The following is a 19499-nucleotide window of genomic DNA, read 5'->3' on the forward strand; positions in this document are numbered from 1 at the left end:
TTGGCTGCCCCTATGCCCCTCACCGCCAAAGGCCCACGAAGCCGAACCGTACGCGCGTTTATCAGCGGAATCTGCGGCGTGCTCCCCGTTTTACTGGGCGTTGCGATTCTTTATTGGCAGGCCGAACGCACCCTTGAACAAAGCACGGACCAAACCGCCCACGAAGCCGTTCGCCAATTCGACTTGATGCTCGACAATACCGCCCTCGCCGCCCGCACATTGCTACCGCTGGCCGGCCACCCTTGCGACAACGGTACGCAACTGGCCCTGCGTGAGCAGGTGACGCGTCGGCCCTTTGTGCGAGCGACGACCCTGTCCTGGCAGAAAAACATTTATTGCAGCTCGTTATTCGGAGGTACTTACCAGTCAGCGGTTAACCCGGATGATTACGTTGATGGCACGTTGTGGCTGATGAACGGCAACCCGGTGACGCCGGACACCGCGCTGCTGGTTTACCGCTTGGTCGAAGGCGATAAAGCCGCATTTGCCTCTGTTGACGGCTACCACCTGACCAACGCCTTGCGCCTGATCAGCCGTTACGCGTACCTGATCCTGCAAGTCGGCCCCAACTGGCTGGATGCGGACGGCAAAGTACACAACACCGCTGTGCCGGAGTATGCCGTGGCCCATCACCACTTGGCCTCTGAGCGTTATCACTACAGTGTCGACGCAGGCATGCCCGACGGCGAGGTCTGGCGTTATATGGAAGCGCGCTACCCGGCCCTGTTCAGCCTGCTGGTGTTCTTCGGCGTACTGGCGGGCATGCTCGCGCACTGGCTGCAAAAGCGCTCGTCCGCACCCACCCACGAGCTGCAGCGCGCCTTGGGTGCCAACGAGTTCATTCCCTATTTCCAACCCGTGGTACGCGGCGATACCCGCGAATGGGCTGGCTGTGAAGTGTTGATGCGCTGGCAACACCCGAAAGAAGGCCTGGTGCGTCCTGACCTGTTTATCCCGCTGGCCGAACACTCCGGCCTGATCGTACCGATGACCCGCTCACTGCTGCGCCAGACCGCCGCGCAACTCGCCCCACATGCCGGGCGCTTCAGCCCTGGTTTTCATATCGGCGTGAACATCACGGCACACCACTGCCAGGATCTGGACCTGGTACAAGACTGTCAGGAGTTTCTCGCCGCCTTTACCCCCGGCCAGGTGACGCTAGTGCTGGAGCTGACCGAACGCGATCTGATCCAGCCTACCGACATCACCCGCCGCTTGTTCGACGCCCTGCATCAACTGGGCGTGATGATCGCGATTGATGACTTTGGCACCGGCCACTCGAGCCTGGGTTACTTGCGCAACTTTAATGTCGACTACTTGAAAATCGATCAAAGCTTTGTCGCCATGATTGGGGCCGATGCACTCTCAAGGCATATTCTTGACAGCATCATCGAACTCTCCGGCAAGCTGGATCTGGGTATTGTGGCCGAGGGTGTGGAAACAGCAGAGCAGTGCGAATATCTCGCGGCACAAGGTGTGGATTTCCTGCAGGGTTATCTCTTCGGTCGACCGTTACCCTGTGAAGAGTTCATTAAGTCCCTGACCAGCCATTGAATAGCCATCTACTGCGCTCGATGAAATAATCTTATTAAAGCAACAACGTGATTTACTCGTGCGACATTAACTACTACAATTTTTCCTGCCTGTGCTGAACTCGCAGAAAGGCCTCTTTCTTTGAGTCACCTTAAGCTCTTGGCTTACTAGCTTTGTCTGCAGTTGATATCAGCCAACTACACTATTGGAGTACAGATTTTGTCCAGACTCGCCGAATTTCGCGCAGCAGAAAAAGCCCTTCAAGAGCAGCTTGCCCAGCTGGAATCCCTGAAGAACGACGCCGGCCTGAAAAAAGAAATCGAATTTGAAGAAAAGCTGCAAGGCCTGATGAAGCACTACGGCAAAGGCCTGCGCGACATCATCTCGATCCTTGATCCAAACCCAGGCAAAGCCGGTGCCGCCACCAACGCCCCCAAACAGCGTCGCGCGCGCGTGGTCAAGGTTTACCACAACCCGCACACCGGCGAACTGATCGAGACCAAGGGCGGCAACCATCGCGGCCTGAAAGCCTGGAAAGAACAGTATGGCGCCGCCACTGTAGATTCCTGGCTTCGCGGCTAATCAAAAGTCACTAGCAAAAAGCCCCGCCTACGCGGGGCTTTTTGTTTGAGGGTTCGAAAACGAATCTAACTACCGTTTCACTTTGTTCACTATCGATCAAAAGGGTGTGTTCAAAGTTTCAGACTGTCGCGCACCGAACTCACTTCACCCTGGCTGGCCTCGTAGGCTTCGGCTTGGCCCGCGTATGAAAAAACATACGCTTTATCGGTATCTACCGCGCCCACCAATGTTTGTGACAACACGTGCCGTCCGTTCTCGGTAATCACACAAGTAGTTTCCATCGCCTCAAGACGGCTCAATGTGGTTGGGTGCATTTTGCTGCACACGCTTTGATAACCACTGCGGGCAAATGCTTTCTGGATGGATTTACGCATGTCCAGCAACACACCCTGAAGATTAACTTTATGCCCGGCCTCAATCGGTGTGCCGGTCAACTCCATGACCATCAAGGTATTGCCATTTTCATCATTCTTGATCGCGCGTTGCCGAGACGCCGCCAGGGGGGTTACCGGCGCGCCGTCGTCGGGCACCACCTCCTCGACTTGCCAGCCGCTGGGCCAATGAATTTCCGGGTCTGCCGCTTGCACGAACGAACTGCCCAAGAGTGGGCCAAACAGCAAACACAAAGCACTCAACAGCGGTTTACGGAATTCAATCATTGCGAAAAACACCCAAGGTTCAAGCGCCAAAGTTTGACGCCCGATACCCGCAAGTCGCAAGCGCTGTGTGACCTTTTCATTTGGCGCAGCAGGCAGGCCTTGCGTATCATGGCCGGGCTGCATGGATGCTTGCCGCACGCCAAGGGAACGCTATTCTCACTTCAAGCCGCGTTTGCCCCATTTTTCTGGAGGGCCCATGAGCCTGCACGATCTGAACACTTTCCCGGGCGTCACCGCCCAACCCGACACCGCGACCACGAACTTCGTGTTCAACCACACCATGCTGCGGGTCAAAGACATCACCAAATCGCTGGACTTCTACACCCGCGTCCTGGGTTTTTCCCTGGTTGAAAAGCGCGACTTCCCGGAAGCCGAATTCAGCCTGTACTTCCTGGCCCTGGTGGACAAAGCCCAGATCCCGGCAGATGCCGCTGAACGTACCCAGTGGATGAAGTCGATTCCGGGCATCCTGGAACTGACCCACAACCACGGCACCGAAAACGATGCCGATTTTGCCTACCATAACGGCAACACCGACCCTCGTGGTTTTGGCCATATCTGCATTTCGGTGCCGGATATCGTGGCTGCCTGCGAGCGCTTTGAAGCGCTGGGTTGCGACTTCCAGAAACGTTTGACCGATGGCCGCATGAAAAGCCTGGCGTTCATCAAAGACCCGGACGCGTACTGGGTTGAGATTATTCAACCGGCGCCGATGTAAGCCGCTTATGGGTGGGTGCAGAGCGTCACTGATGCATTCCCACGCAGCGCGCAGGAACGAAAAAACCCCATGATCACTCATGGGGTTTTTCGTTTTCGAGCGCGAATTTATGCCGGAGCGGAGGTTCGGATCAGGTGATCGAAAGCACTCAAGGAAGCCTTGGCACCCTCGCCTACCGCAATCACGATCTGCTTGTACGGCACGGTGGTTACGTCACCGGCAGCGAACACCCCTGGCAGGGAAGTTTCGCCACGGGCATCGACAATAATCTCGCCACGAGGCGTCAGCTCCACAGTGCCCTTGAGCCAATCCGTGTTGGGCAGCAAACCGATCTGAACAAAAATGCCTTCCAGGTCGATGGTGTTGAACTCACCGCTATCGCGATCCTTGTATGCCAAGCCGGTGACTTTCTGGCCATCGCCTTTGACTTCACTGGTCAGCGCGCTGGTGATGACATCAACGTTCGGCAGGCTGTAGAGCTTGCGTTGCAACACCGCATCGGCGCGCAACTTGCTGTCGAACTCAAGCAACGTCACGTGGCTGACGATACCGGCCAGGTCGATGGCCGCTTCAACGCCAGAGTTACCACCGCCAATCACCGCTACGCGCTTGCCCTTGAACAACGGGCCATCGCAGTGTGGGCAGAAACACACGCCCTTGGCCTTGTATTCCTGCTCTCCCGGCACACCCATTTCGCGCCAGCGGGCGCCGGTGGCCAGGATCACGGTCTTGGACTTTAGGGTCGCACCGCTTTCAAAGCGAATCTCGTGCAAGCCACCGGCATTTTTCGCGGGGATCAAGCTGCTGGCACGTTGCAGGTTCATGATGTCCACGTCGTACTGACGCACGTGTGCCTCAAGGGCACTGGCCAGTTTCGGCCCTTCGGTCTCTTGTACAGAGATGAAGTTTTCGATGGACATGGTGTCCAGTACCTGGCCGCCAAAACGCTCAGCCGCCACACCGGTGCGGATACCTTTACGCGCGGCGTAGATGGCAGCCGACGAACCGGCTGGGCCACCGCCGACGACCAGCACATCAAAGGCGTCTTTGGCGCTGATTTTCTCGGCGGCTTTTTCGATGCCGCTGGTGTCGAGTTTAGCGAGGATTTCTTCCAGGCCCATGCGGCCCTGGCCGAAGTTCACACCGTTGAGGTAAACACTGGGCACTGCCATGACCTTGCGCTCATCGACCTCAGCCTGGAACAGCGCGCCGTCGATAGCGACGTGACGGATGTTCGGGTTAAGCACCGCCATCAGGTTCAACGCTTGCACCACGTCCGGGCAGTTCTGGCATGACAACGAGAAGTAAGTCTCGAAGCTGAACTCGCCTTTCAAGGCGCGAATCTGTTCAATCACTTCGACACTGGCCTTCGACGGGTGGCCACCGACTTGCAGCAGGGCCAACACCAGCGAAGTGAATTCATGGCCCATCGGGATGCCGGCGAAACGCAGGCTGATATCGGCACCCGGGCGGTTGATGGAGAACGATGGCTTGCGCGCATCATCGCCATCGGTTTTCAGGGTAATCAGCGTGGTGAGGCTGGTTACGTCCTGCAAAAGAGCGAGCATTTCCTGGGATTTCGCGCCGTCGTCGAGGGAGGCGACGATCTCGATCGGCTGGGTGACCCGTTCCAGGTATGACTTCAACTGAGCTTTAAGATTGGCGTCCAACATACGGGCGATTTCCTATTAATTCGGTTTATTGCAGACAAAAAAACGCCCGAGCGAAACTCGCCCGGGCGTTTTGAGGGCGGTGCAGCTTACTTAAGGTGCGGCACAATCCGCCCTGAGGTGTTTCACAGGCTTAGATCTTGCCGACCAGGTCCAGGGACGGAGCCAGGGTGGCCTCGCCTTCTTTCCACTTGGCTGGGCACACTTCGCCCGGGTGGGCAGCAACATACTGAGCGGCCTTGATTTTGCGCAGCAGCTCGGAAGCGTCACGGCCCACGCCGCCATCGTTCAGCTCAACGATTTTGATCTTGCCTTCTGGGTCAATCACGAACGTGCCGCGGTCAGCCAGGCCAGCTTCTTCGATCAGTACGTCGAAGTTGCGGGAAATGGTCAGGGTTGGGTCGCCGATCATGGTGTACTGGATTTTGCCGATGGCTGGCGAAGTGTTGTGCCAGGCAGCGTGAGCAAAGTGGGTGTCGGTGGAGACGCTGTAGATTTCGACGCCCAGTTTCTGGAATTCGGCGTAGTTGTCAGCCAGGTCTTCCAGCTCGGTTGGGCAGACGAAGGTGAAGTCGGCCGGGTAGAAGAACACTACGGACCATTTGCCTTTCAGGTCAGCATCCGACACGTCTACGAAGTTGCCGTTTTTGTAGGCGGTAGCTTTGAACGGTTTTACTTGGCTGTTGATGATAGGCATCGATGACTCTCCGTCAGGGGTTAGTAAGTTGATGAGATGAATCCTACCCACTCTCTCCGACGATGGCTCATTGGCAAACCTGATGCTGACGATTGGTTTTCGCTATCAAGTGACACTATTAATAGAAGAAATCTCAAATCAGCGATTGGGTGGCCAAGGTCATGCCAAGAAAGGGCGTCGCTTCAACATAGCGCATGGCGGATTTCATGTCGCTCCAGCCGACGTAGCTCATCAACGACTTTAAATCCCAGCCGCTGCGATGGGCCCAGGTGGCAAAGCCTCGGCGCAACGAGTGACTAGTGTATAGGTCGGCAGGAATGCCTGCGCGCTCCAGCGCTTGGCGCAACAGCGGGATGACGCTGTTGGGGTGCAGCCCCTCCTCGCCCAGGTTGCCCCAGCGATCTACTCCGCGAAACACTGGGCCACGCACCAGCGCCGACGCGTTGAGCCATTCGCTGTAGGCCTGCACCGGGCACAGCCGCAGCAACGCCGGGGTCTGGTAGGTCTTGCCGAGGTTGTCGCGGTCACTTTTACTGCGCGGCAGATACAGGCTGATGCCGGCGCCCGGTACCGCCTGCACGTGCTCGATCGTCAGGCGGCACAACTCATCGCTGCGAAAACCGCGCCAGAAGCCCAGCAGGATCAACGCTGTGTCGCGCTTGGCGCGCAGCAATCGCGGCTTATCCTCGTCAATACGTGCCTGAATTGCCTCCGCCTCCAAAGACGCAACCACCTGCTCAAGGTGCTTGAGCTGCAGCGGTTCGGCCTGCTTCTCCTGCGCCGGGTGCACCGCACGAATGCCCTTGAGCACCTTGCGCACCACCGGCGCCTTGGTCGGATCAGGGAAGCCCTGGCTCGTGTGCCACTGCGCCAATGCCGAGAGCCGTAGTTTCAAGGTGTTGACTGCAAGCACCCCGGCGTGTGCCACCAGATAACGCGCCACGCTATCGCTGGTCGCGGGCAGGAACCCACCCCAACTTACCTCAAAGTGCTCAATGGCCGCGCGATAGCTGCGCCGCGTGTTGTCGCGGGTGGCGGCATTGAGATAACGATCCAGATCGCTCATGAAAGGCCTATTCGTACTGCAGACGGGTGTATTGGTGCTCAAAACCGCAATGACACGGGATAATACGCCAATATCCCATCTGTTAAATCATGAATTTAAACGATTTTTTATTCGTGTTACAGTATGTACATACATACTACATAACACAGTACTAAATCGACGGAGACTCCATGGCTCGCGGCGGCATAAACAAAGCAGTAGTTCAAACGGCACGCCTGGCGATCCTTGCCCGCGGCGAGAACCCGAGCATCGACGCAGTCCGCATCGAAATGGGCAATACCGGTTCAAAGACCACAATTCACCGTTACTTGAAGGAGCTGGACGAGAGCGAAACCCGGCTGACGATCACCGAAGCGCCCATCGACGACGAACTGGGTGAGCTGGTCGCACGCCTGGCCCAGCGCCTTAAAGAAAAAGCCCAGGAGCCGATTGACCTGGCGTTGGCGCAGTTCGAACAACAGAAAGCCGCCCTACTCGCCCAGGTGGAAGCGCTTGAAGAGGCTCACAGCCAACTAAATCAGCAATTTGCGATCCAGGCCGCTGCCCTCGCAGAAGAAAGTGCTGCCCTGCAAACCGCGAGCACCAGCCTGCAAACCGAGCAAACCCGTAACGCCGGGCTCAGCCAGGCGTGCAGCGATTACGAATTACGCATCAACGACAAGGACGAACAAATTCGTTCGCTGGAAGAAAAGCACCTGCACGCCCGGGAAGCCCTCGAGCATTACCGCAATGCAATCAAGGAGCAGCGCGAGCAGGAACAGCGACGTCATGAAGGCCAGTTGCAGCAGGTCCAGGCGGAACTGCGCCAAGCCCAGCAAAGCGCAATGGTGCGCCAGGATGAAATCACCCAACTGCACCGCGACAATGAGCGGCTATTGATTGAACACCGTGTGACGGCGAAGGAGTTGGCCGCCCTGCAGGAGCAAACTCGCAAAGACCAGGCCTTGCAGCTTAAGTTGAACGAACAGGCAAGCCTGATAGAGAGCGAGCGCACCCTGCTTCAGGAGCGCCTGCGGGTTGCCGTACTGGAGAGCCAGTCACGCCAGCAAGCGCTGAGCGAACACCAGCAGGCCAACAAAACCCTGGAACTGGACCTTATCAAGGCCCAGGCCAGTATCGAGGCATTGCGCCTGACGGCCGTCGTTGCAACGACGCCAGAGGCAACGCCCGAGACCTGATCAGTCCACCACAGGCGTGCGCATGGTGACGAATTCTTCCGCCGCCGTAGGATGCACGCCGATGGTTTCGTCGAAATGTTGCTTGGTCGCGCCCGCCTTGAGCGCGATCGCCAGCCCCTGAACGATCTCGCCGGCATCCGGCCCGACCATGTGGCAACCCAGGACTTTGTCGGTGTCGGCATCGACCACCAGTTTCATCAGGGTTTTTTCCTGGCAATCGGTCAGCGTCAGCTTCATAGGTCGGAAGCGGCTTTCAAAGACCTGCACCTTGTGGCCGTTCTTCTTCGCTTCTTCTTCGCTCAAGCCGACGGTGCCGATGTTCGGCAGGCTGAACACCGCCGTCGGAATCATCGCGTAATCCACCGGGCGGTACTGTTCTGGCTTGAACAGACGACGGGCCACCGCCATGCCTTCAGCCAGGGCCACCGGCGTCAATTGCACACGACCAATCACATCACCGATGGCCAGGATCGACGACTCAGCGGTTTGGTAAAGGTCATCCACTTCAACAAAACCGCGCTCGTCCAGGGTGACACCGGTATTCTCCAGCCCCAGGTTGTCCAGCATCGGACGGCGACCGGTGGCGTAGAACACGCAATCGGCCTCCAGCACACGCCCATCTTTCAGGGTCGCCTTGAGGCTGCCGTCTGCTTGCTTGTCGATACGCTCGATATCGGCATTGAATTGCAGGTCCAGGCCGCGCTTGGTCAACTCTTCCTTCAGGTGCGTACGCACCGAGCCATCAAAGCCGCGCAGGAACAGATCGCCGCGATACAGCAGCGTCGTCTGTGCGCCCAAGCCATGGAAAATACCCGCGAATTCAACTGCAATGTAACCACCGCCAACGACCAGCACGCGCTTAGGCAATTCTTTCAGAAAGAACGCCTCATTGGAGCCAATGGCGTGTTCACGCCCCGGGATCTCCGGGATCTGCGGCCAGCCACCCGTAGCGATCAAAATGTGCTTGGCGGTGTAACGCTCGCCATTGATTTCCACCTGGTGCGGATCAACCAGGCGTGCGTGCCCTTCATGCAAGGTCACGCCACTGTTAACCAGCAGATTCCGGTAGATGCCATTGAGGCGATTGATTTCGCGGTCCTTGTTGGCGATCAAGGTCGCCCAATCAAAGTTCGCTGCGCCCAGCGACCAACCAAAACCGCTGGCCTGCTCAAAGTCTTCGGCAAAATGCGCGCCGTAAACCAACAGCTTCTTCGGCACGCAGCCAACGTTAACGCACGTGCCGCCCAGGTAGCGGCTTTCCGCCACGGCCACCTTGGCACCAAAGCCTGCGGCAAAGCGCGCCGCGCGAACACCGCCAGAACCGGCACCAATTACATACAGATCAAAATCGTAGGCCATTTCACTCTCCTCGGCAGGACATCAGCATACCGATTTAGATGGGACTGAAAAACGAAAAAGCCACCCGAAGGTGGCTTTCTCTTAAAACAGGTCAGGCAACCGTGAATCAGTAAGCCTTGCCAGTTTTGTAGAAGTGCTCGTAGCAGAAGTTGGTCGCCTCGATGTAGCCTTCAGCGCCACCGCAGTCGAAACGACGGCCTTTGAATTTGTAGGCAATCACGCAGCCGTCTTTGGCTTGCTTCAACAGGGCGTCAGTGATCTGAATCTCGCCACCCTTGCCTGGCTCGGTTTCTTCGATCAATTTGAAGATGTCCGGGGTCAGGATGTAACGGCCAATGATGGCCAGGTTCGAAGGTGCATCTTCCGGCGCTGGCTTTTCAACCATGTCACGCACGCGAATCAGGCCATCACCAATGTCATCACCGGCGATCACGCCGTACTTGTTGGTTTCCTGAGGATCGACCTCTTGAACCGCAACGATGGTGCAGCGGTATTTCTGGTACAGCTTGACCATCTGGGTCAGTACGCCGTCGCCTTCCAGGTTAACGCACAGGTCATCCGCCAGTACCACGGCGAACGGTTCGTCACCGATCAGTGGGCGGCCGGTCAGGATCGCGTGGCCCAAGCCTTTCATCTGGGTCTGACGGGTGTAGGAGAACGAGCACTCGTCGAGCAATTTACGGATACCGACCAGGTATTTTTCCTTGTCGGTGCCCTTGATCTGGTTTTCCAGCTCGTAGCTGATGTCGAAGTGGTCTTCCAGCGCGCGCTTACCGCGGCCGGTAACGATGGAAATTTCGTTCAGACCGGCATCCAGTGCCTCTTCGACGCCGTACTGAATCAGTGGCTTGTTCACCACCGGCAGCATCTCTTTAGGCATGGCTTTGGTCGCTGGCAAGAAGCGAGTGCCGTAACCGGCTGCTGGGAACAAGCATTTCTTGATCATATGAGTCCTTACAAAGGGCTGTGCGTACGGAATTCGGCGCAGTCTAATGAGGCCGCAGTCACCTTACAATGGGTCCTGCTGGCGTTGCGATGTCAACATAGAGAAAAAATGTGCGCGTAAGTTCCGCTGATCCTACAAGGGGCATTACCAACGGCACGACAAAACACGCCTTGACCCCTTTGTTTAAAAGGGCTGTAACCGTTTTAGCACGCTTTTCGACGCAAGGCACTGACCTGCAACAACTTGCGCGCTTGCAGGGCGTTTGGCGCTATCATTACGCGCTTGAACCACACCACGAGATTGATAGATGTCAGAACCCAAAGGCGTAAACGGCTACCTGATCACAAAGCGAGCGGACGGCTGGCACTTGATCAACTTCCACGGAGACAGCGTCGCCGGGGCATTTGCGACCGAAAGCCAGGCTGCTGCAGTAGCCGAAGTGTTTGTGGACGAAGCCGGCCACGCGTCGAGCAAAAGACCAAAGGGTAAGTAAGCATCAAAGCCCTTTGCACAAAGCCCCGGTAATCGGGGCTTTTTTGCGATTGGCTGTACCTAGGTGGCAGTTCGCTATAATCTTGCACAAACGCCCCACGACAGTGTCAGCGCCCCTCCAACACCCTCGACGACGATTCCACTATGAACAAGATTCTGGCACTGCCTGCACTACTGGCGCTGATGGCCGGCTGCACCACCACTTCCGATACTTACCTGAAAAATGGCGAACAAGGCCTGACCATCGACTGCTCGGGCGAGGCGAACTCGTGGGCCAGTTGCTACGAAAAAGCCGATGCTTCCTGCGCAGGCACCGGCTACCGCATCGTCGGCACCGAAGGCACGCCGGCGCTGAAGGAAAGCGACAAGACCCTGGGCAAAGACGTGGGTAACTTCAAGAGCCGCAGCGTGGTTGTCGTCTGCAAGTAAACCCGATGGCTACAGATGAATTTCAGCGAACTTGATGCCTAGGCCGCGCAGGATTTCGATCAGGTCATCCAGGCGCGCAAATGATTCGACTTCATCGTGCTCATCCACCAGGAAAAAACTGCGACCGCCGCTTTTCTTGAAAAATACGATCCACTCGCCCAGGTGGGCAGGATTCTGGATGACATGGGTGGCCGAGATTTGGCCCTCGGCATGGCGGGCGGTGACGTGTTCACGTTTCATGACGGTTTCCAGAAAAGACAAATGCCGCGCATTCTCAAGGCTTGCGCGGCATTTTTTTGGATTGGATGACCGACAGTTTAACGGATCTACAAATCGCAGGGTAATGATCCTTTGTCGACAACACCTGACATCAACGCAAAAAAAAGCCTGACGCCGCTATCGTAGCGTCAGGCTTTTCTATCGGATTCAACGGCGTGGGTAAGCCTCAGGCTCAGCCGGAAATGCAATCCTCCGCGGCTTTCTTGATATCACCTGGGCGGATCGGGACATTGGACATGCTCTCATAGAGCTTGATGCTGCTGCCGCTGGAGCGCTCTTCAATCTCGAAAATTGCCGAAGGGTCGGCCGAGAATTTCTGCGGCACAATCACCTGTACACCCTCCTTATGTGGCTCGATCTGCGGCGGGCGACGGGTCGCAGCCAGCTTGCGCACCACACACGCAGCATATTCCGGCGGTTTTTTCCCGGAAATGACCACCAACGTTGGCGGGGTCTGCTTGATATCTGCAACCGAAGCACATCCACCTATCGCCAAGGCCAGAACCAACACACTCCACTTCATACTAAAACCTCCGATAAAGACCCTACGACAGCTTAGAGAGTAAATTTCTCCCGCCAATGTAGGATTTATCTCTGAAAACTCGGTAAATAACTGTTTTAAATTGTCGAAGTCGTCGACGACGACCCGATAATAAACGCGCTGGGGCTGATAAACTCTATCTTAACCTACGTATCATTCTGATTTTTCAGAAAAAGCCCTTCTGGAGACACCCCATGAAATTCATCCACCAGCGCGAGCACCTCAACGAGGGCGACATCGTTGTCATCGAATGCTCGCAGACCTGCAATATTCGCCTGATGAGCGATGCCAATTTTCGCAGCTTCAAGAACGGCGGCCGCCACACCTACCACGGCGGCGCCTTCGAAAAATTCCCGGCAAAAATCACTGCACCCAGCACTGGTTTCTGGAACATCACCCTGGACGTAGTCACGCGTCGCGCCATCAGCGTTACCCGCAAACCCGCGTTGTCCCACAAGATCCGCATCGTTCGTCGCACCAGCACCAAACTGAGCTGATCCGAACCCACGACAGGAAAAAAGCTGTGACCACCACGACTAAATACGTCATCAAGTACAAGCTCAACGGCGAACGTCGCTTTGAGTTCGCACAATTGCTCACCAACAGCGTCGAAGAGGCCAAACAGGCCTTGGCGAAAATCCACGGTGCCAGCGACGAAATCACTGACATCAATGTGAGTAAGGCGCTGTAAGTCATGCCAGGGCCGACTGCCGACCTGTTCGCCGAGGATGCGTTGCAGCAACCTGCAAGGCGCGAACAGATTGGCGAAGAGTCTTACGTACTGAGGGGCTATGCCCTGCCCTGGATTGAACGCCTGCTACCGGAGCTTCGGCAGGTGCTGGCCCAAGCGCCGTTTCGGCAAATGGTCACGCCCGGCGGTTTTACCATGTCAGCAGCGCTGAGCAGTTGCGGCGAACTGGGCTGGACCACCGACACCGCCGGCTATCGCTACAGCCCTCTCGACCCGCGCAGCCAGCAACCCTGGCCAGCCATGCCCAGCGCCCTGCGCGAGCTCGCCACGCTTGCGGCAGCCGAGGCCGGTTTCAGCGAGTTTTCCCCGGATGCCTGCCTGATCAACCGCTATGTGCCAGGGGCCAAGATGTCCCTGCATCAGGATAAAAACGAGCGCAGCTACAACGCCCCGGTGGTTTCCGTGTCGTTGGGGCTGCCGGCGATTTTCCTGTTCGGCGGCCCTGAGCGCAGCAGCAAGACCCAGAAAATTTCCTTGTTCCACGGTGATATCGTGGTCTGGGGCGGCGTCGATCGCCTGCGTTTTCATGGGGTGATGCCGATTAAGGAAGGCGTGCATCCGGTCATGGGCCCACAACGCATCAACCTGACCTTTCGTACCGCCGGCTGATTTGACCGCAAGCTTCGGAGTGCCGAGTATGACCGGTGCGGCTAATCTGCCCCTGATCCGTCAAGAGTGCAGGCCATGAACAACGAACACGACCCCCGCTGGGCCGCCATCATCGCCCGCGATGCCAAGGCAGACACGCTGTTTGTCTACGGCGTAAAAACCACAGGCGTGTATTGCCGCCCCAGCAGTGCCTCGCGTTTGCCACGCCCGCAAAACATCGAATTCTTCGACACCCCCGAGCAGGCCGAGGCTGCCGGTTATCGCCCGAGCAAACGCGCCTCCGGTGACCAGACCCAACTGGCCGCGCACCATGCGCAGTTGGTGGCAGCGGCTTGCCGGTACATAGAACAGGCCGAAACACCACCCAGCCTGGATGAAATCGCCTGCCTGGTCGGGTTGAGCGCGTTCCATTTCCACCGCGTATTCAAAGCCATCACCGGCCTGACCCCCAAAGGTTATGTCAGCGCCCTGCGCGCGCGCAAAATGCGCGACGGCCTCATGGGCGAGCATTCCGTCACAGCAGCGCTGTATGACGCCGGCTTCAACTCCAACAGCCGCTTTTATGAGTCCGCCGATCAGTTACTGGGCATGACGCCGACTGATTACCGGGCCGGCGGCACTAACAGCGAGATTCGCTTTGCCGTGGGCCAATGCTCATTGGGGGCGATTCTGGTGGCGCAGAGTCAACGCGGTGTGTGTGCGATTTTGCTGGGGGATGACCCGGACAAACTGGTGCGTGACCTGCAGGATCAATTTCCCCAGGCACAATTGGAGGGCGCGGACCGCAACTTCGAACAGCTGATTGCCCACGTCGTGGGCTTTATCGAAGCGCCTGCGCTGGGGTTGGATTTGCCCCTCGACTTACGCGGTACGGCCTTTCAGGAACGAGTATGGCGGGCGCTGCGCGAAATTCCGCTGGGCAGCACCGCCAGCTATGCGCAGATTGCCGAGCGTATCGGCGCACCCAAATCCTTTCGCGCCGTGGCCCAGGCCTGTGGAGCCAACAGCCTGGCGGTGGCGATTCCCTGCCATCGCGTGGTGCGCAGCAACGGTGAGTTGTCGGGCTACCGCTGGGGCGTAGAACGCAAGCGGCAGCTGCTGGAGCGCGAACGTCAGTAATGCGCTAGCGGATACCGATATAAATCCGTGCCTCTTCGTCTGCCTGATAGACCTCGAAGTCGGTGACAAACGCCCGCGACTCGACACCCGGCTTTGCGAAATAAGCCCAGACCTGTTGCCAGGTAGCAATGATTGCATCCGGCATTGGCCCGCGCGCCTCAAACACCAAATAACGGCCCGGCTCGATCACCAGGCTTTCAAAGCCTTGCGCCGGTGCAACGGAGGCAACACCCGCCGTCACATCAAAAAAACCACTCGCATCCGATTCATAGCCGCTGTACACCCCGTACACCGGCGAGTCGGGGTGCTTGCCCGGGATTGCCTGGTACAGCCCCTCCTCAAAAAACCGTTGCCACATTGGGCCGATTTTCGCGCTCGCGGGCTGCATTTCATCGGCATTTCGGGTCCGCACTTGCAAGCCCGACACCCTGATTGCCGCCACGACCTGTTCCTTGATTGCTTGCAAAGCCCTCTCCTTTCAACGCTTCAATTGACGTTTACGGAATTCGGCGACTTTATGCCGGTTACCGCACAAGGCCATGCTGCACCAGCGACGCTTGTGGGCCTTGGTCCGATCATAAAACCACAGGACGCATTCCGGATGCTCGCAACGGCGAATCAAACTGAAATCGCCGGCCACCAATAAATTAGCTGCGGCTTCGGCAATCGGCGACAAAAATTGCTCCGCCGTCTGCAATTTGCGTTGGCGCTCCAACAGAGGCGCTCCGGACGCCGGCCAGACCAGCTGTGGATGGCTGACCGCCTTGCGCAAAAAACTGTTGAGCGCCGCAGGATCGCCCACTTGACCGTTCTTGCGTGTCGCGACGAGGTCACGAATCACCTCGCGCAACTCACGTGCGGCAGCGAGCAAGGCGCCCTCCTCAAACGTGGGAAGACGCCCTTCTTGAACCCACGCCAAACGCACTAACCAACGCTGGACGTCAGCATCGGCCTGCCAGAAATCCCACGGCATGCCGTCGATATTCGCCAGGGTATTGAGCATGTCCAAGACCGGGTCATCGGCAAGCACATAGGGTTCCAAAGGTGTGGCTGGGGGCGTAGGGATGGCCATGATTCGTCCTCTTGATCACCGCGCAATCGTAACCGCTATTTTCACGCAAGGGTAGTTACACCAGACGAATAGCTAACCTGAATTATTTATTTGACAGGTTACATAATTTGGCGCAGCTTTTTTAAAAAGGTAACCCGTAATAACACTTAATCAAGTTACAAAAGGTGATCCAGTCATGTCTATCCAAGCCCCTGTCGTTCGCTACCACCACGTCGATGCCGATGGCGTTCGCATGTTCTACCGTGAAGCCGGCGACCCGGCCGCACCCGTGATATTGCTGCTGCATGGTTTTCCCAGCTCCTCCCATATGTACCGCGACCTGATCCCGCTGCTCGCCACACGTTTCAGGGTTATCGCGCCAGACTTGCCGGGCTTCGGCTTCACCGAAATCCCTGCCGAGCGTGCTTATCACTACAGCTTCGATAACCTGGCGGTCACTGTCGGGCATTTCGTCGATGCGCTGAAGCTGTCCCGCTACGCGCTATACGTGTTCGATTACGGTGCACCCGTGGGCCTGCGGCTGGCAGTGGCACATCCGGAGCGGGTCAGCGCGCTGGTCTCGCAAAACGGCAACGCTTACCTGGAAGGCTTGGGCGATGCCTGGGCACCGATTCGGGCCTATTGGGCCGAGCCGAGCCAGGCCAATCGCGAGGTGATCCGCACGGCGGTGATCAGCCTGGAGGGCACGCGCTACCAGTACCTGCACGGTGTGAGTCAGCCGGAGCGGGTTGCGCCCGAGTCCTACATGCTTGATGTGCTATTGATGCAGCGTCCCGGCAATGACGAGATCCAACTGGACCTGTTCCTCGATTACCGTAACAACCTCACGCAGTACCCGGCGTTCCAGGCGTTCTTCAAAGCCACACAGGTGCCCACGCTGGTGATTTGGGGCCAGAACGATCCGTTCTTCATCCCGCCTGGCGCCCACGCTTACAAAGGGGACAACGCGAATGCCGTGGTCGAGTTACTGGACACCGGCCACTTCGCCCTGGAAACCCATGCGGCGCATATCGCTGAGCGCATTCATGCGGTGCTGGGCGAGGCCATCGACTGACGGCGCTACACGAAATCCCGACTTCGTCCAGTGAATAAAACAGACTGGCCGGGTGCCAAGGGCCCTGTTAAAACAGCGAAAAGACCTACTACTGCTGGAGACGCATCCCATGAGCACCTGGCCAGACACCCGAATTCTCGACCTGCTGGGCATTGAAGTGCCTATTATCCAGGCGCCCATGGCTGTCGGGACCACCACCGCCATGGTCATCGCCGCCAATAACGCAGGCGGGCTGGGTTCTCTGCCGGCTGCCGCGCTGAGTCTCGAGCAACTGCGCGACGCCTTGATCACCATCCGCCAGGCAAGCTCGCGCCCCATTAACGTCAATTTCTTCTGCCATCAACCGCCTGCTGCTGATGCAGTGCGTGATCGCCACTGGAAGGATTTGCTGGAGCCCTACTACCGCGAACTCGGCGCCGATTTTGATGCGCCAACCCCCGTTTCCAACCGCGAGCCATTCAACGAAGCCGCCTGCAAAGTGGTCGAGGAGTTTCGTCCCGAAGTGGTGAGTTTTCATTTTGGCCTGCCGGAAAAAGCCTTGCTCGACCGGGTAAAAGCCACCGGGGCCAAGGTGCTGTCATCGGCCACCACCGTAGAAGAGGCCATCTGGCTGGAACAGCATGGTTGCGACGCAATCATTGCGATGGGCATAGAGGCTGGCGGGCATCGTGGTTTGTTTCTCAGCGACGACCTTAATACCCAGATCGGCCTGATGGCGTTGGTGCCGCAAATTGTCGACGCCGTGAGCGTGCCGGTGATTGCTGCCGGCGGTATCGGTGATGCGCGCGGGATTGTCGCGGCATTTGCGCTGGGGGCGTCGGCCGTCCAAATCGGTACCGCGTACCTGTTCACCCCCGAAGCCAACGTAACCGCCTCCCACCACTTTGCACTGCGTCACGCCCAGGCCAGCGAGACGGCCCTGACCAACCTGTTCACCGGCCGCCCGGCACGCGGTATCGTCAACCGCGTAATGCGTGAACTCGGCGCGATCAACCCGGCGGCCCCTGCCTTCCCCACCTCCGGCGGCGCCTTGATGCCGCTCAAGGCCAAGGATGAAGCGGGCTTCAGCAACCTGTGGTCAGGCCAGGCGCTGCGCCTGGGTAAAGAGCTTTCCACTTATGACCTGACGCGCCAGTTGGCCGAGCAGGCGCTGGCCAAGCTCAAGCGCGACTGACACTGGGAACAACTTTGCACTGTACCGGCTATGGCCAACCGCTATATATTCCCATACATAGCGGTAACGCCTTCTGCCTATAACAAGCCGTACAACGTCCAAAGGAGCTGCTTCATGATGATCCGCGCCTCACGCTTGGCCCCCACTGCCCTGGTAACCGTTATTGCCGCCTTTGCCTTTGGCTCGGCCCAAGCCGATGAAGTGCAGGTCGCCGTCGCCGCCAACTTCACCGCCCCGATCCAGGCGATCGCGGCTGACTTCGAAAAAGACACCGGCCACAAACTGGTCGCGGCCTACGGCGCCACGGGTCAGTTCTATACGCAGATCAAGAACGGCGCACCGTTCGAAGTGTTCCTCAGCGCTGACGACACCACCCCGCGAAAACTTGAAACCGAAGGCGACACTGTCAAAGGATCGCGCTTCACCTACGCAGTCGGTACCCTCGCACTGTGGTCGGCGAAAGAAGGCTATGTGGATGCCAAAGGCGACGTGCTGAAAAAGAATGCATTCAAGCACCTGTCCATCGCCAACCCGAAAGCCGCCCCGTATGGCCTGGCCGCCACTCAAGTGCTGGCTAAAGAAGGCCTGACCGACAAGGTCAAGGACAAGATCGTCGAAGGCCAGAACATCACCCAGGCCTATCAATTCGTGTCCACCGGCAATGCCGAACTGGGCTTTGTTGCCCTGTCGCAGATCTACAAAGACGGCAAAGTCACCAGCGGCTCGGCCTGGATCGTCCCGGCGGCCATGCATGACCCGATCAAACAGGACGCCGTGATCCTCGCCAAAGGTAAAGACAGCGCCGCTGCCAAAGCCCTGGTCGAGTACCTCAAAGGTCCAAAAGCCGCCGCAGTGATCAAGTCCTACGGTTACGAGCTGGCCAACTAAATGCCGCTGTCGAGTGCCGATTTGTCCGCGATCTGGCTGACCATCAAGCTGGCGTCACTGACCACCGTGATCCTGCTGGTCATCGGCACTCCGATTGCGCTGTGGCTGTCGCGCACCCGTTCCGCGTGGCGCGGCCCCATCGGGGCGATCGTCGCGTTACCGTTGGTGTTGCCACCGACGGTGATCGGTTTCTACCTGCTGTTGACCATGGGCCCCCATGGTTACTTCGGCCAGTTCACCCAATGGCTGGGCCTGGGCACCCTGACCTTCAGTTTTGCCGGGCTGGTGATTGGCTCGGTGATCTATTCCATGCCGTTTGTGGTGCAGCCGTTGCAAAACGCCTTCTCTGCCATCGGCACTCGCCCATTGGAAGTGGCCGCAACCTTGCGCGCCAATCCTTGGGATACTTTTTTCACGGTGATCCTGCCCCTGGCGCGCCCAGGTTTTATCACTGCATCGATTCTCGGCTTCGCCCACACCGTGGGTGAGTTCGGCGTGGTGCTGATGATCGGTGGCAACATTCCCGACAAAACCCGCGTGGTCTCGGTGCAGATCTACGACCACGTCGAAGCCATGGAGTATGCCCAGGCCCATTGGCTGGCGGGTTCCATGGTGGTCTTCGCTTTCCTCGTGTTGCTGGCGCTCTACTCCAGCCGTAAAACCAAGATGGGCTGGAGCTGATC

At 57.8% G+C, this 19499-nt stretch carries 24 protein-coding genes; 14 read left to right on the plus strand and 10 right to left on the minus strand.

Annotation, left to right across the window (positions count from 1 at the left end; translation table 11 throughout):
* The first annotated feature begins 12 nt into the window (after nt 1–12).
* Together A7J50_RS15015 and A7J50_RS15020 are read left to right on the plus strand one after the other, a co-directional pair.
* Nucleotides 13–1554, plus strand: coding sequence for an EAL domain-containing protein (locus A7J50_RS15015; protein WP_064452519.1), 1542 nt, complete (start codon nt 13–15; stop codon nt 1552–1554).
* A gap of 198 nt (nt 1555–1752) precedes the next feature.
* The gene (locus A7J50_RS15020; protein WP_064452520.1) at nt 1753–2115 is read left to right on the plus strand and encodes a histone-like nucleoid-structuring protein, MvaT/MvaU family; all 363 of its coding nucleotides are present in this window, start codon (nt 1753–1755) and stop codon (nt 2113–2115) included.
* A gap of 110 nt (nt 2116–2225) precedes the next feature.
* Here the strand turns inward: A7J50_RS15020 and A7J50_RS15025 are convergent, their stop codons facing one another.
* Nucleotides 2226–2774 (minus strand): DUF4946 domain-containing protein, encoded by a 549-nt coding sequence (locus A7J50_RS15025; RefSeq protein ID WP_064454946.1) that lies wholly within the window; start codon nt 2772–2774, stop codon nt 2226–2228.
* A gap of 196 nt (nt 2775–2970) precedes the next feature.
* Between A7J50_RS15025 and gloA the strand changes: the two genes are divergently transcribed.
* On the plus strand, nt 2971–3492 hold the full coding sequence (gloA, locus tag A7J50_RS15030) for a lactoylglutathione lyase (RefSeq protein WP_064452521.1): 522 nt from the start codon (nt 2971–2973) through the stop codon (nt 3490–3492).
* Between the two features lie 107 nt (nt 3493–3599).
* Here gloA and ahpF read toward each other — a convergent pair whose 3' ends face one another.
* The 3 genes from ahpF to A7J50_RS15045 form a co-directional block, all read right to left on the minus strand.
* A complete protein-coding gene (gene ahpF / locus A7J50_RS15035) occupies nt 3600–5165 on the minus strand; it encodes an alkyl hydroperoxide reductase subunit F (RefSeq protein WP_064452522.1) in 1566 nt (521 codons plus the stop codon).
* Between the two features lie 130 nt (nt 5166–5295).
* Nucleotides 5296–5859, minus strand: coding sequence for an alkyl hydroperoxide reductase subunit C (gene ahpC / locus A7J50_RS15040; RefSeq protein WP_053255965.1), 564 nt, complete (start codon nt 5857–5859; stop codon nt 5296–5298).
* A gap of 133 nt (nt 5860–5992) precedes the next feature.
* Complete coding sequence (locus tag A7J50_RS15045; RefSeq protein WP_064452523.1) at nt 5993–6925, minus strand: site-specific integrase; 933 nt, start codon at nt 6923–6925, stop codon at nt 5993–5995.
* 170 nt (nt 6926–7095) lie between these two features.
* On the opposite strand from A7J50_RS15045, the gene A7J50_RS15050 reads away from it, so the two are divergent.
* On the plus strand, nt 7096–8103 hold the full coding sequence (locus A7J50_RS15050) for a DNA-binding protein (protein ID WP_064452524.1): 1008 nt from the start codon (nt 7096–7098) through the stop codon (nt 8101–8103).
* On the opposite strand, the gene gorA is transcribed toward A7J50_RS15050, so the two are convergent.
* Together gorA and galU are read right to left on the minus strand one after the other, a co-directional pair.
* Nucleotides 8104–9462 (minus strand): glutathione-disulfide reductase, encoded by a 1359-nt coding sequence (gorA, locus tag A7J50_RS15055; protein ID WP_064452525.1) that lies wholly within the window; start codon nt 9460–9462, stop codon nt 8104–8106.
* Between the two features lie 106 nt (nt 9463–9568).
* Nucleotides 9569–10408, minus strand: coding sequence for a UTP--glucose-1-phosphate uridylyltransferase GalU (gene galU / locus A7J50_RS15060; RefSeq protein ID WP_003212579.1), 840 nt, complete (start codon nt 10406–10408; stop codon nt 9569–9571).
* 307 nt (nt 10409–10715) lie between these two features.
* Here galU and A7J50_RS15065 point away from each other — a divergent pair, with 307 nt between their 5' ends.
* Nucleotides 10716–10901: a hypothetical protein gene (locus A7J50_RS15065; protein ID WP_017734216.1), complete on the plus strand. Its 186-nt coding sequence runs from the start codon at nt 10716–10718 to the stop codon at nt 10899–10901.
* A gap of 143 nt (nt 10902–11044) precedes the next feature.
* A complete protein-coding gene (locus A7J50_RS15070) occupies nt 11045–11329 on the plus strand; it encodes a hypothetical protein (RefSeq protein ID WP_053255959.1) in 285 nt (94 codons plus the stop codon).
* A gap of 9 nt (nt 11330–11338) precedes the next feature.
* Here the strand turns inward: A7J50_RS15070 and A7J50_RS15075 are convergent, their stop codons facing one another.
* Nucleotides 11339–11569, minus strand: coding sequence for a hypothetical protein (locus A7J50_RS15075; RefSeq protein WP_064452526.1), 231 nt, complete (start codon nt 11567–11569; stop codon nt 11339–11341).
* Between the two features lie 211 nt (nt 11570–11780).
* Nucleotides 11781–12131 (minus strand): hypothetical protein, encoded by a 351-nt coding sequence (locus A7J50_RS15080; protein WP_064452527.1) that lies wholly within the window; start codon nt 12129–12131, stop codon nt 11781–11783.
* Between the two features lie 212 nt (nt 12132–12343).
* Between A7J50_RS15080 and A7J50_RS15085 the strand changes: the two genes are divergently transcribed.
* From A7J50_RS15085 to ada, 4 genes are all read left to right on the plus strand, one after another.
* A complete protein-coding gene (locus A7J50_RS15085; protein ID WP_064452528.1) occupies nt 12344–12646 on the plus strand; it encodes a DUF1883 domain-containing protein in 303 nt (100 codons plus the stop codon).
* A 26-nt stretch (nt 12647–12672) separates the two neighbouring features.
* Nucleotides 12673–12840, plus strand: coding sequence for a hypothetical protein (locus A7J50_RS31640; RefSeq protein ID WP_167353701.1), 168 nt, complete (start codon nt 12673–12675; stop codon nt 12838–12840).
* Between the two features lie 3 nt (nt 12841–12843).
* A complete protein-coding gene (gene alkB / locus A7J50_RS15090) occupies nt 12844–13509 on the plus strand; it encodes a DNA oxidative demethylase AlkB (RefSeq protein ID WP_064452529.1) in 666 nt (221 codons plus the stop codon).
* Nucleotides 13510–13584: 75 nt separating this feature from the next.
* Entirely contained in the window at nt 13585–14628 is a 1044-nt protein-coding gene (gene ada / locus A7J50_RS15095) for a bifunctional DNA-binding transcriptional regulator/O6-methylguanine-DNA methyltransferase Ada (RefSeq protein ID WP_064452530.1), read from the plus strand.
* Nucleotides 14629–14632: 4 nt separating this feature from the next.
* Here the strand turns inward: ada and A7J50_RS15100 are convergent, their stop codons facing one another.
* Both A7J50_RS15100 and A7J50_RS15105 read right to left on the minus strand, forming a co-directional pair.
* Nucleotides 14633–15094, minus strand: a complete 462-nt coding sequence (locus tag A7J50_RS15100) for a GyrI-like domain-containing protein (RefSeq protein ID WP_082895895.1) — start codon at nt 15092–15094, stop codon at nt 14633–14635.
* A 12-nt stretch (nt 15095–15106) separates the two neighbouring features.
* Complete coding sequence (locus A7J50_RS15105) at nt 15107–15700, minus strand: CGNR zinc finger domain-containing protein (RefSeq protein WP_064452531.1); 594 nt, start codon at nt 15698–15700, stop codon at nt 15107–15109.
* A gap of 175 nt (nt 15701–15875) precedes the next feature.
* On the opposite strand from A7J50_RS15105, the gene A7J50_RS15110 reads away from it, so the two are divergent.
* From A7J50_RS15110 to modB, 4 genes are all read left to right on the plus strand, one after another.
* A complete protein-coding gene (locus tag A7J50_RS15110; protein ID WP_064452532.1) occupies nt 15876–16754 on the plus strand; it encodes an alpha/beta fold hydrolase in 879 nt (292 codons plus the stop codon).
* Between the two features lie 109 nt (nt 16755–16863).
* Nucleotides 16864–17928: an NAD(P)H-dependent flavin oxidoreductase gene (locus A7J50_RS15115; protein ID WP_064452533.1), complete on the plus strand. Its 1065-nt coding sequence runs from the start codon at nt 16864–16866 to the stop codon at nt 17926–17928.
* A gap of 114 nt (nt 17929–18042) precedes the next feature.
* Nucleotides 18043–18816 carry a molybdate ABC transporter substrate-binding protein gene (gene modA, locus A7J50_RS15120; RefSeq protein ID WP_064452534.1) on the plus strand — a complete coding sequence of 258 codons (774 nt, stop codon included), beginning with the start codon at nt 18043–18045 and terminating at the stop codon, nt 18814–18816.
* Nucleotides 18817–19497, plus strand: coding sequence for a molybdate ABC transporter permease subunit (modB, locus tag A7J50_RS15125; RefSeq protein WP_064452535.1), 681 nt, complete (start codon nt 18817–18819; stop codon nt 19495–19497).
* The last annotated feature ends 2 nt before the right edge of the window (nt 19498–19499 follow it).

This window comes from Pseudomonas antarctica (assembly GCF_001647715.1).
GTDB lineage: Bacteria > Pseudomonadota > Gammaproteobacteria > Pseudomonadales > Pseudomonadaceae > Aquipseudomonas > Aquipseudomonas antarctica_A.

What these genes read in the sequence shown, in the direction of transcription:
- A7J50_RS15105 (WP_064452531.1), bottom strand. Translation starts at nt 15,700, where the DNA reads ATGGCCATCCCTACGCCCCCAGCCACACCTTTGGAACCCTATGTGCTT.
- ahpC (WP_053255965.1), bottom strand. Translation starts at nt 5,859, where the DNA reads ATGCCTATCATCAACAGCCAAGTAAAACCGTTCAAAGCTACCGCCTAC.
- A7J50_RS15075 (WP_064452526.1), bottom strand. Translation starts at nt 11,569, where the DNA reads ATGAAACGTGAACACGTCACCGCCCGCCATGCCGAGGGCCAAATCTCG.
- galU (WP_003212579.1), bottom strand. Translation starts at nt 10,408, where the DNA reads ATGATCAAGAAATGCTTGTTCCCAGCAGCCGGTTACGGCACTCGCTTC.
- A7J50_RS15070 (WP_053255959.1), top strand. Translation starts at nt 11,045, where the DNA reads ATGAACAAGATTCTGGCACTGCCTGCACTACTGGCGCTGATGGCCGGC.
- ada (WP_064452530.1), top strand. Translation starts at nt 13,585, where the DNA reads ATGAACAACGAACACGACCCCCGCTGGGCCGCCATCATCGCCCGCGAT.
- A7J50_RS15110 (WP_064452532.1), top strand. Translation starts at nt 15,876, where the DNA reads ATGTCTATCCAAGCCCCTGTCGTTCGCTACCACCACGTCGATGCCGAT.
- A7J50_RS15050 (WP_064452524.1), top strand. Translation starts at nt 7,096, where the DNA reads ATGGCTCGCGGCGGCATAAACAAAGCAGTAGTTCAAACGGCACGCCTG.
- A7J50_RS15115 (WP_064452533.1), top strand. Translation starts at nt 16,864, where the DNA reads ATGAGCACCTGGCCAGACACCCGAATTCTCGACCTGCTGGGCATTGAA.
- gorA (WP_064452525.1), bottom strand. Translation starts at nt 9,462, where the DNA reads ATGGCCTACGATTTTGATCTGTATGTAATTGGTGCCGGTTCTGGCGGT.
- modB (WP_064452535.1), top strand. Translation starts at nt 18,817, where the DNA reads ATGCCGCTGTCGAGTGCCGATTTGTCCGCGATCTGGCTGACCATCAAG.
- A7J50_RS15085 (WP_064452528.1), top strand. Translation starts at nt 12,344, where the DNA reads ATGAAATTCATCCACCAGCGCGAGCACCTCAACGAGGGCGACATCGTT.
- A7J50_RS15080 (WP_064452527.1), bottom strand. Translation starts at nt 12,131, where the DNA reads ATGAAGTGGAGTGTGTTGGTTCTGGCCTTGGCGATAGGTGGATGTGCT.
- alkB (WP_064452529.1), top strand. Translation starts at nt 12,844, where the DNA reads ATGCCAGGGCCGACTGCCGACCTGTTCGCCGAGGATGCGTTGCAGCAA.
- A7J50_RS15015 (WP_064452519.1), top strand. Translation starts at nt 13, where the DNA reads ATGCCCCTCACCGCCAAAGGCCCACGAAGCCGAACCGTACGCGCGTTT.
- A7J50_RS15065 (WP_017734216.1), top strand. Translation starts at nt 10,716, where the DNA reads ATGTCAGAACCCAAAGGCGTAAACGGCTACCTGATCACAAAGCGAGCG.
- gloA (WP_064452521.1), top strand. Translation starts at nt 2,971, where the DNA reads ATGAGCCTGCACGATCTGAACACTTTCCCGGGCGTCACCGCCCAACCC.
- ahpF (WP_064452522.1), bottom strand. Translation starts at nt 5,165, where the DNA reads ATGTTGGACGCCAATCTTAAAGCTCAGTTGAAGTCATACCTGGAACGG.
- modA (WP_064452534.1), top strand. Translation starts at nt 18,043, where the DNA reads ATGATGATCCGCGCCTCACGCTTGGCCCCCACTGCCCTGGTAACCGTT.
- A7J50_RS15045 (WP_064452523.1), bottom strand. Translation starts at nt 6,925, where the DNA reads ATGAGCGATCTGGATCGTTATCTCAATGCCGCCACCCGCGACAACACG.
- A7J50_RS15025 (WP_064454946.1), bottom strand. Translation starts at nt 2,774, where the DNA reads ATGATTGAATTCCGTAAACCGCTGTTGAGTGCTTTGTGTTTGCTGTTT.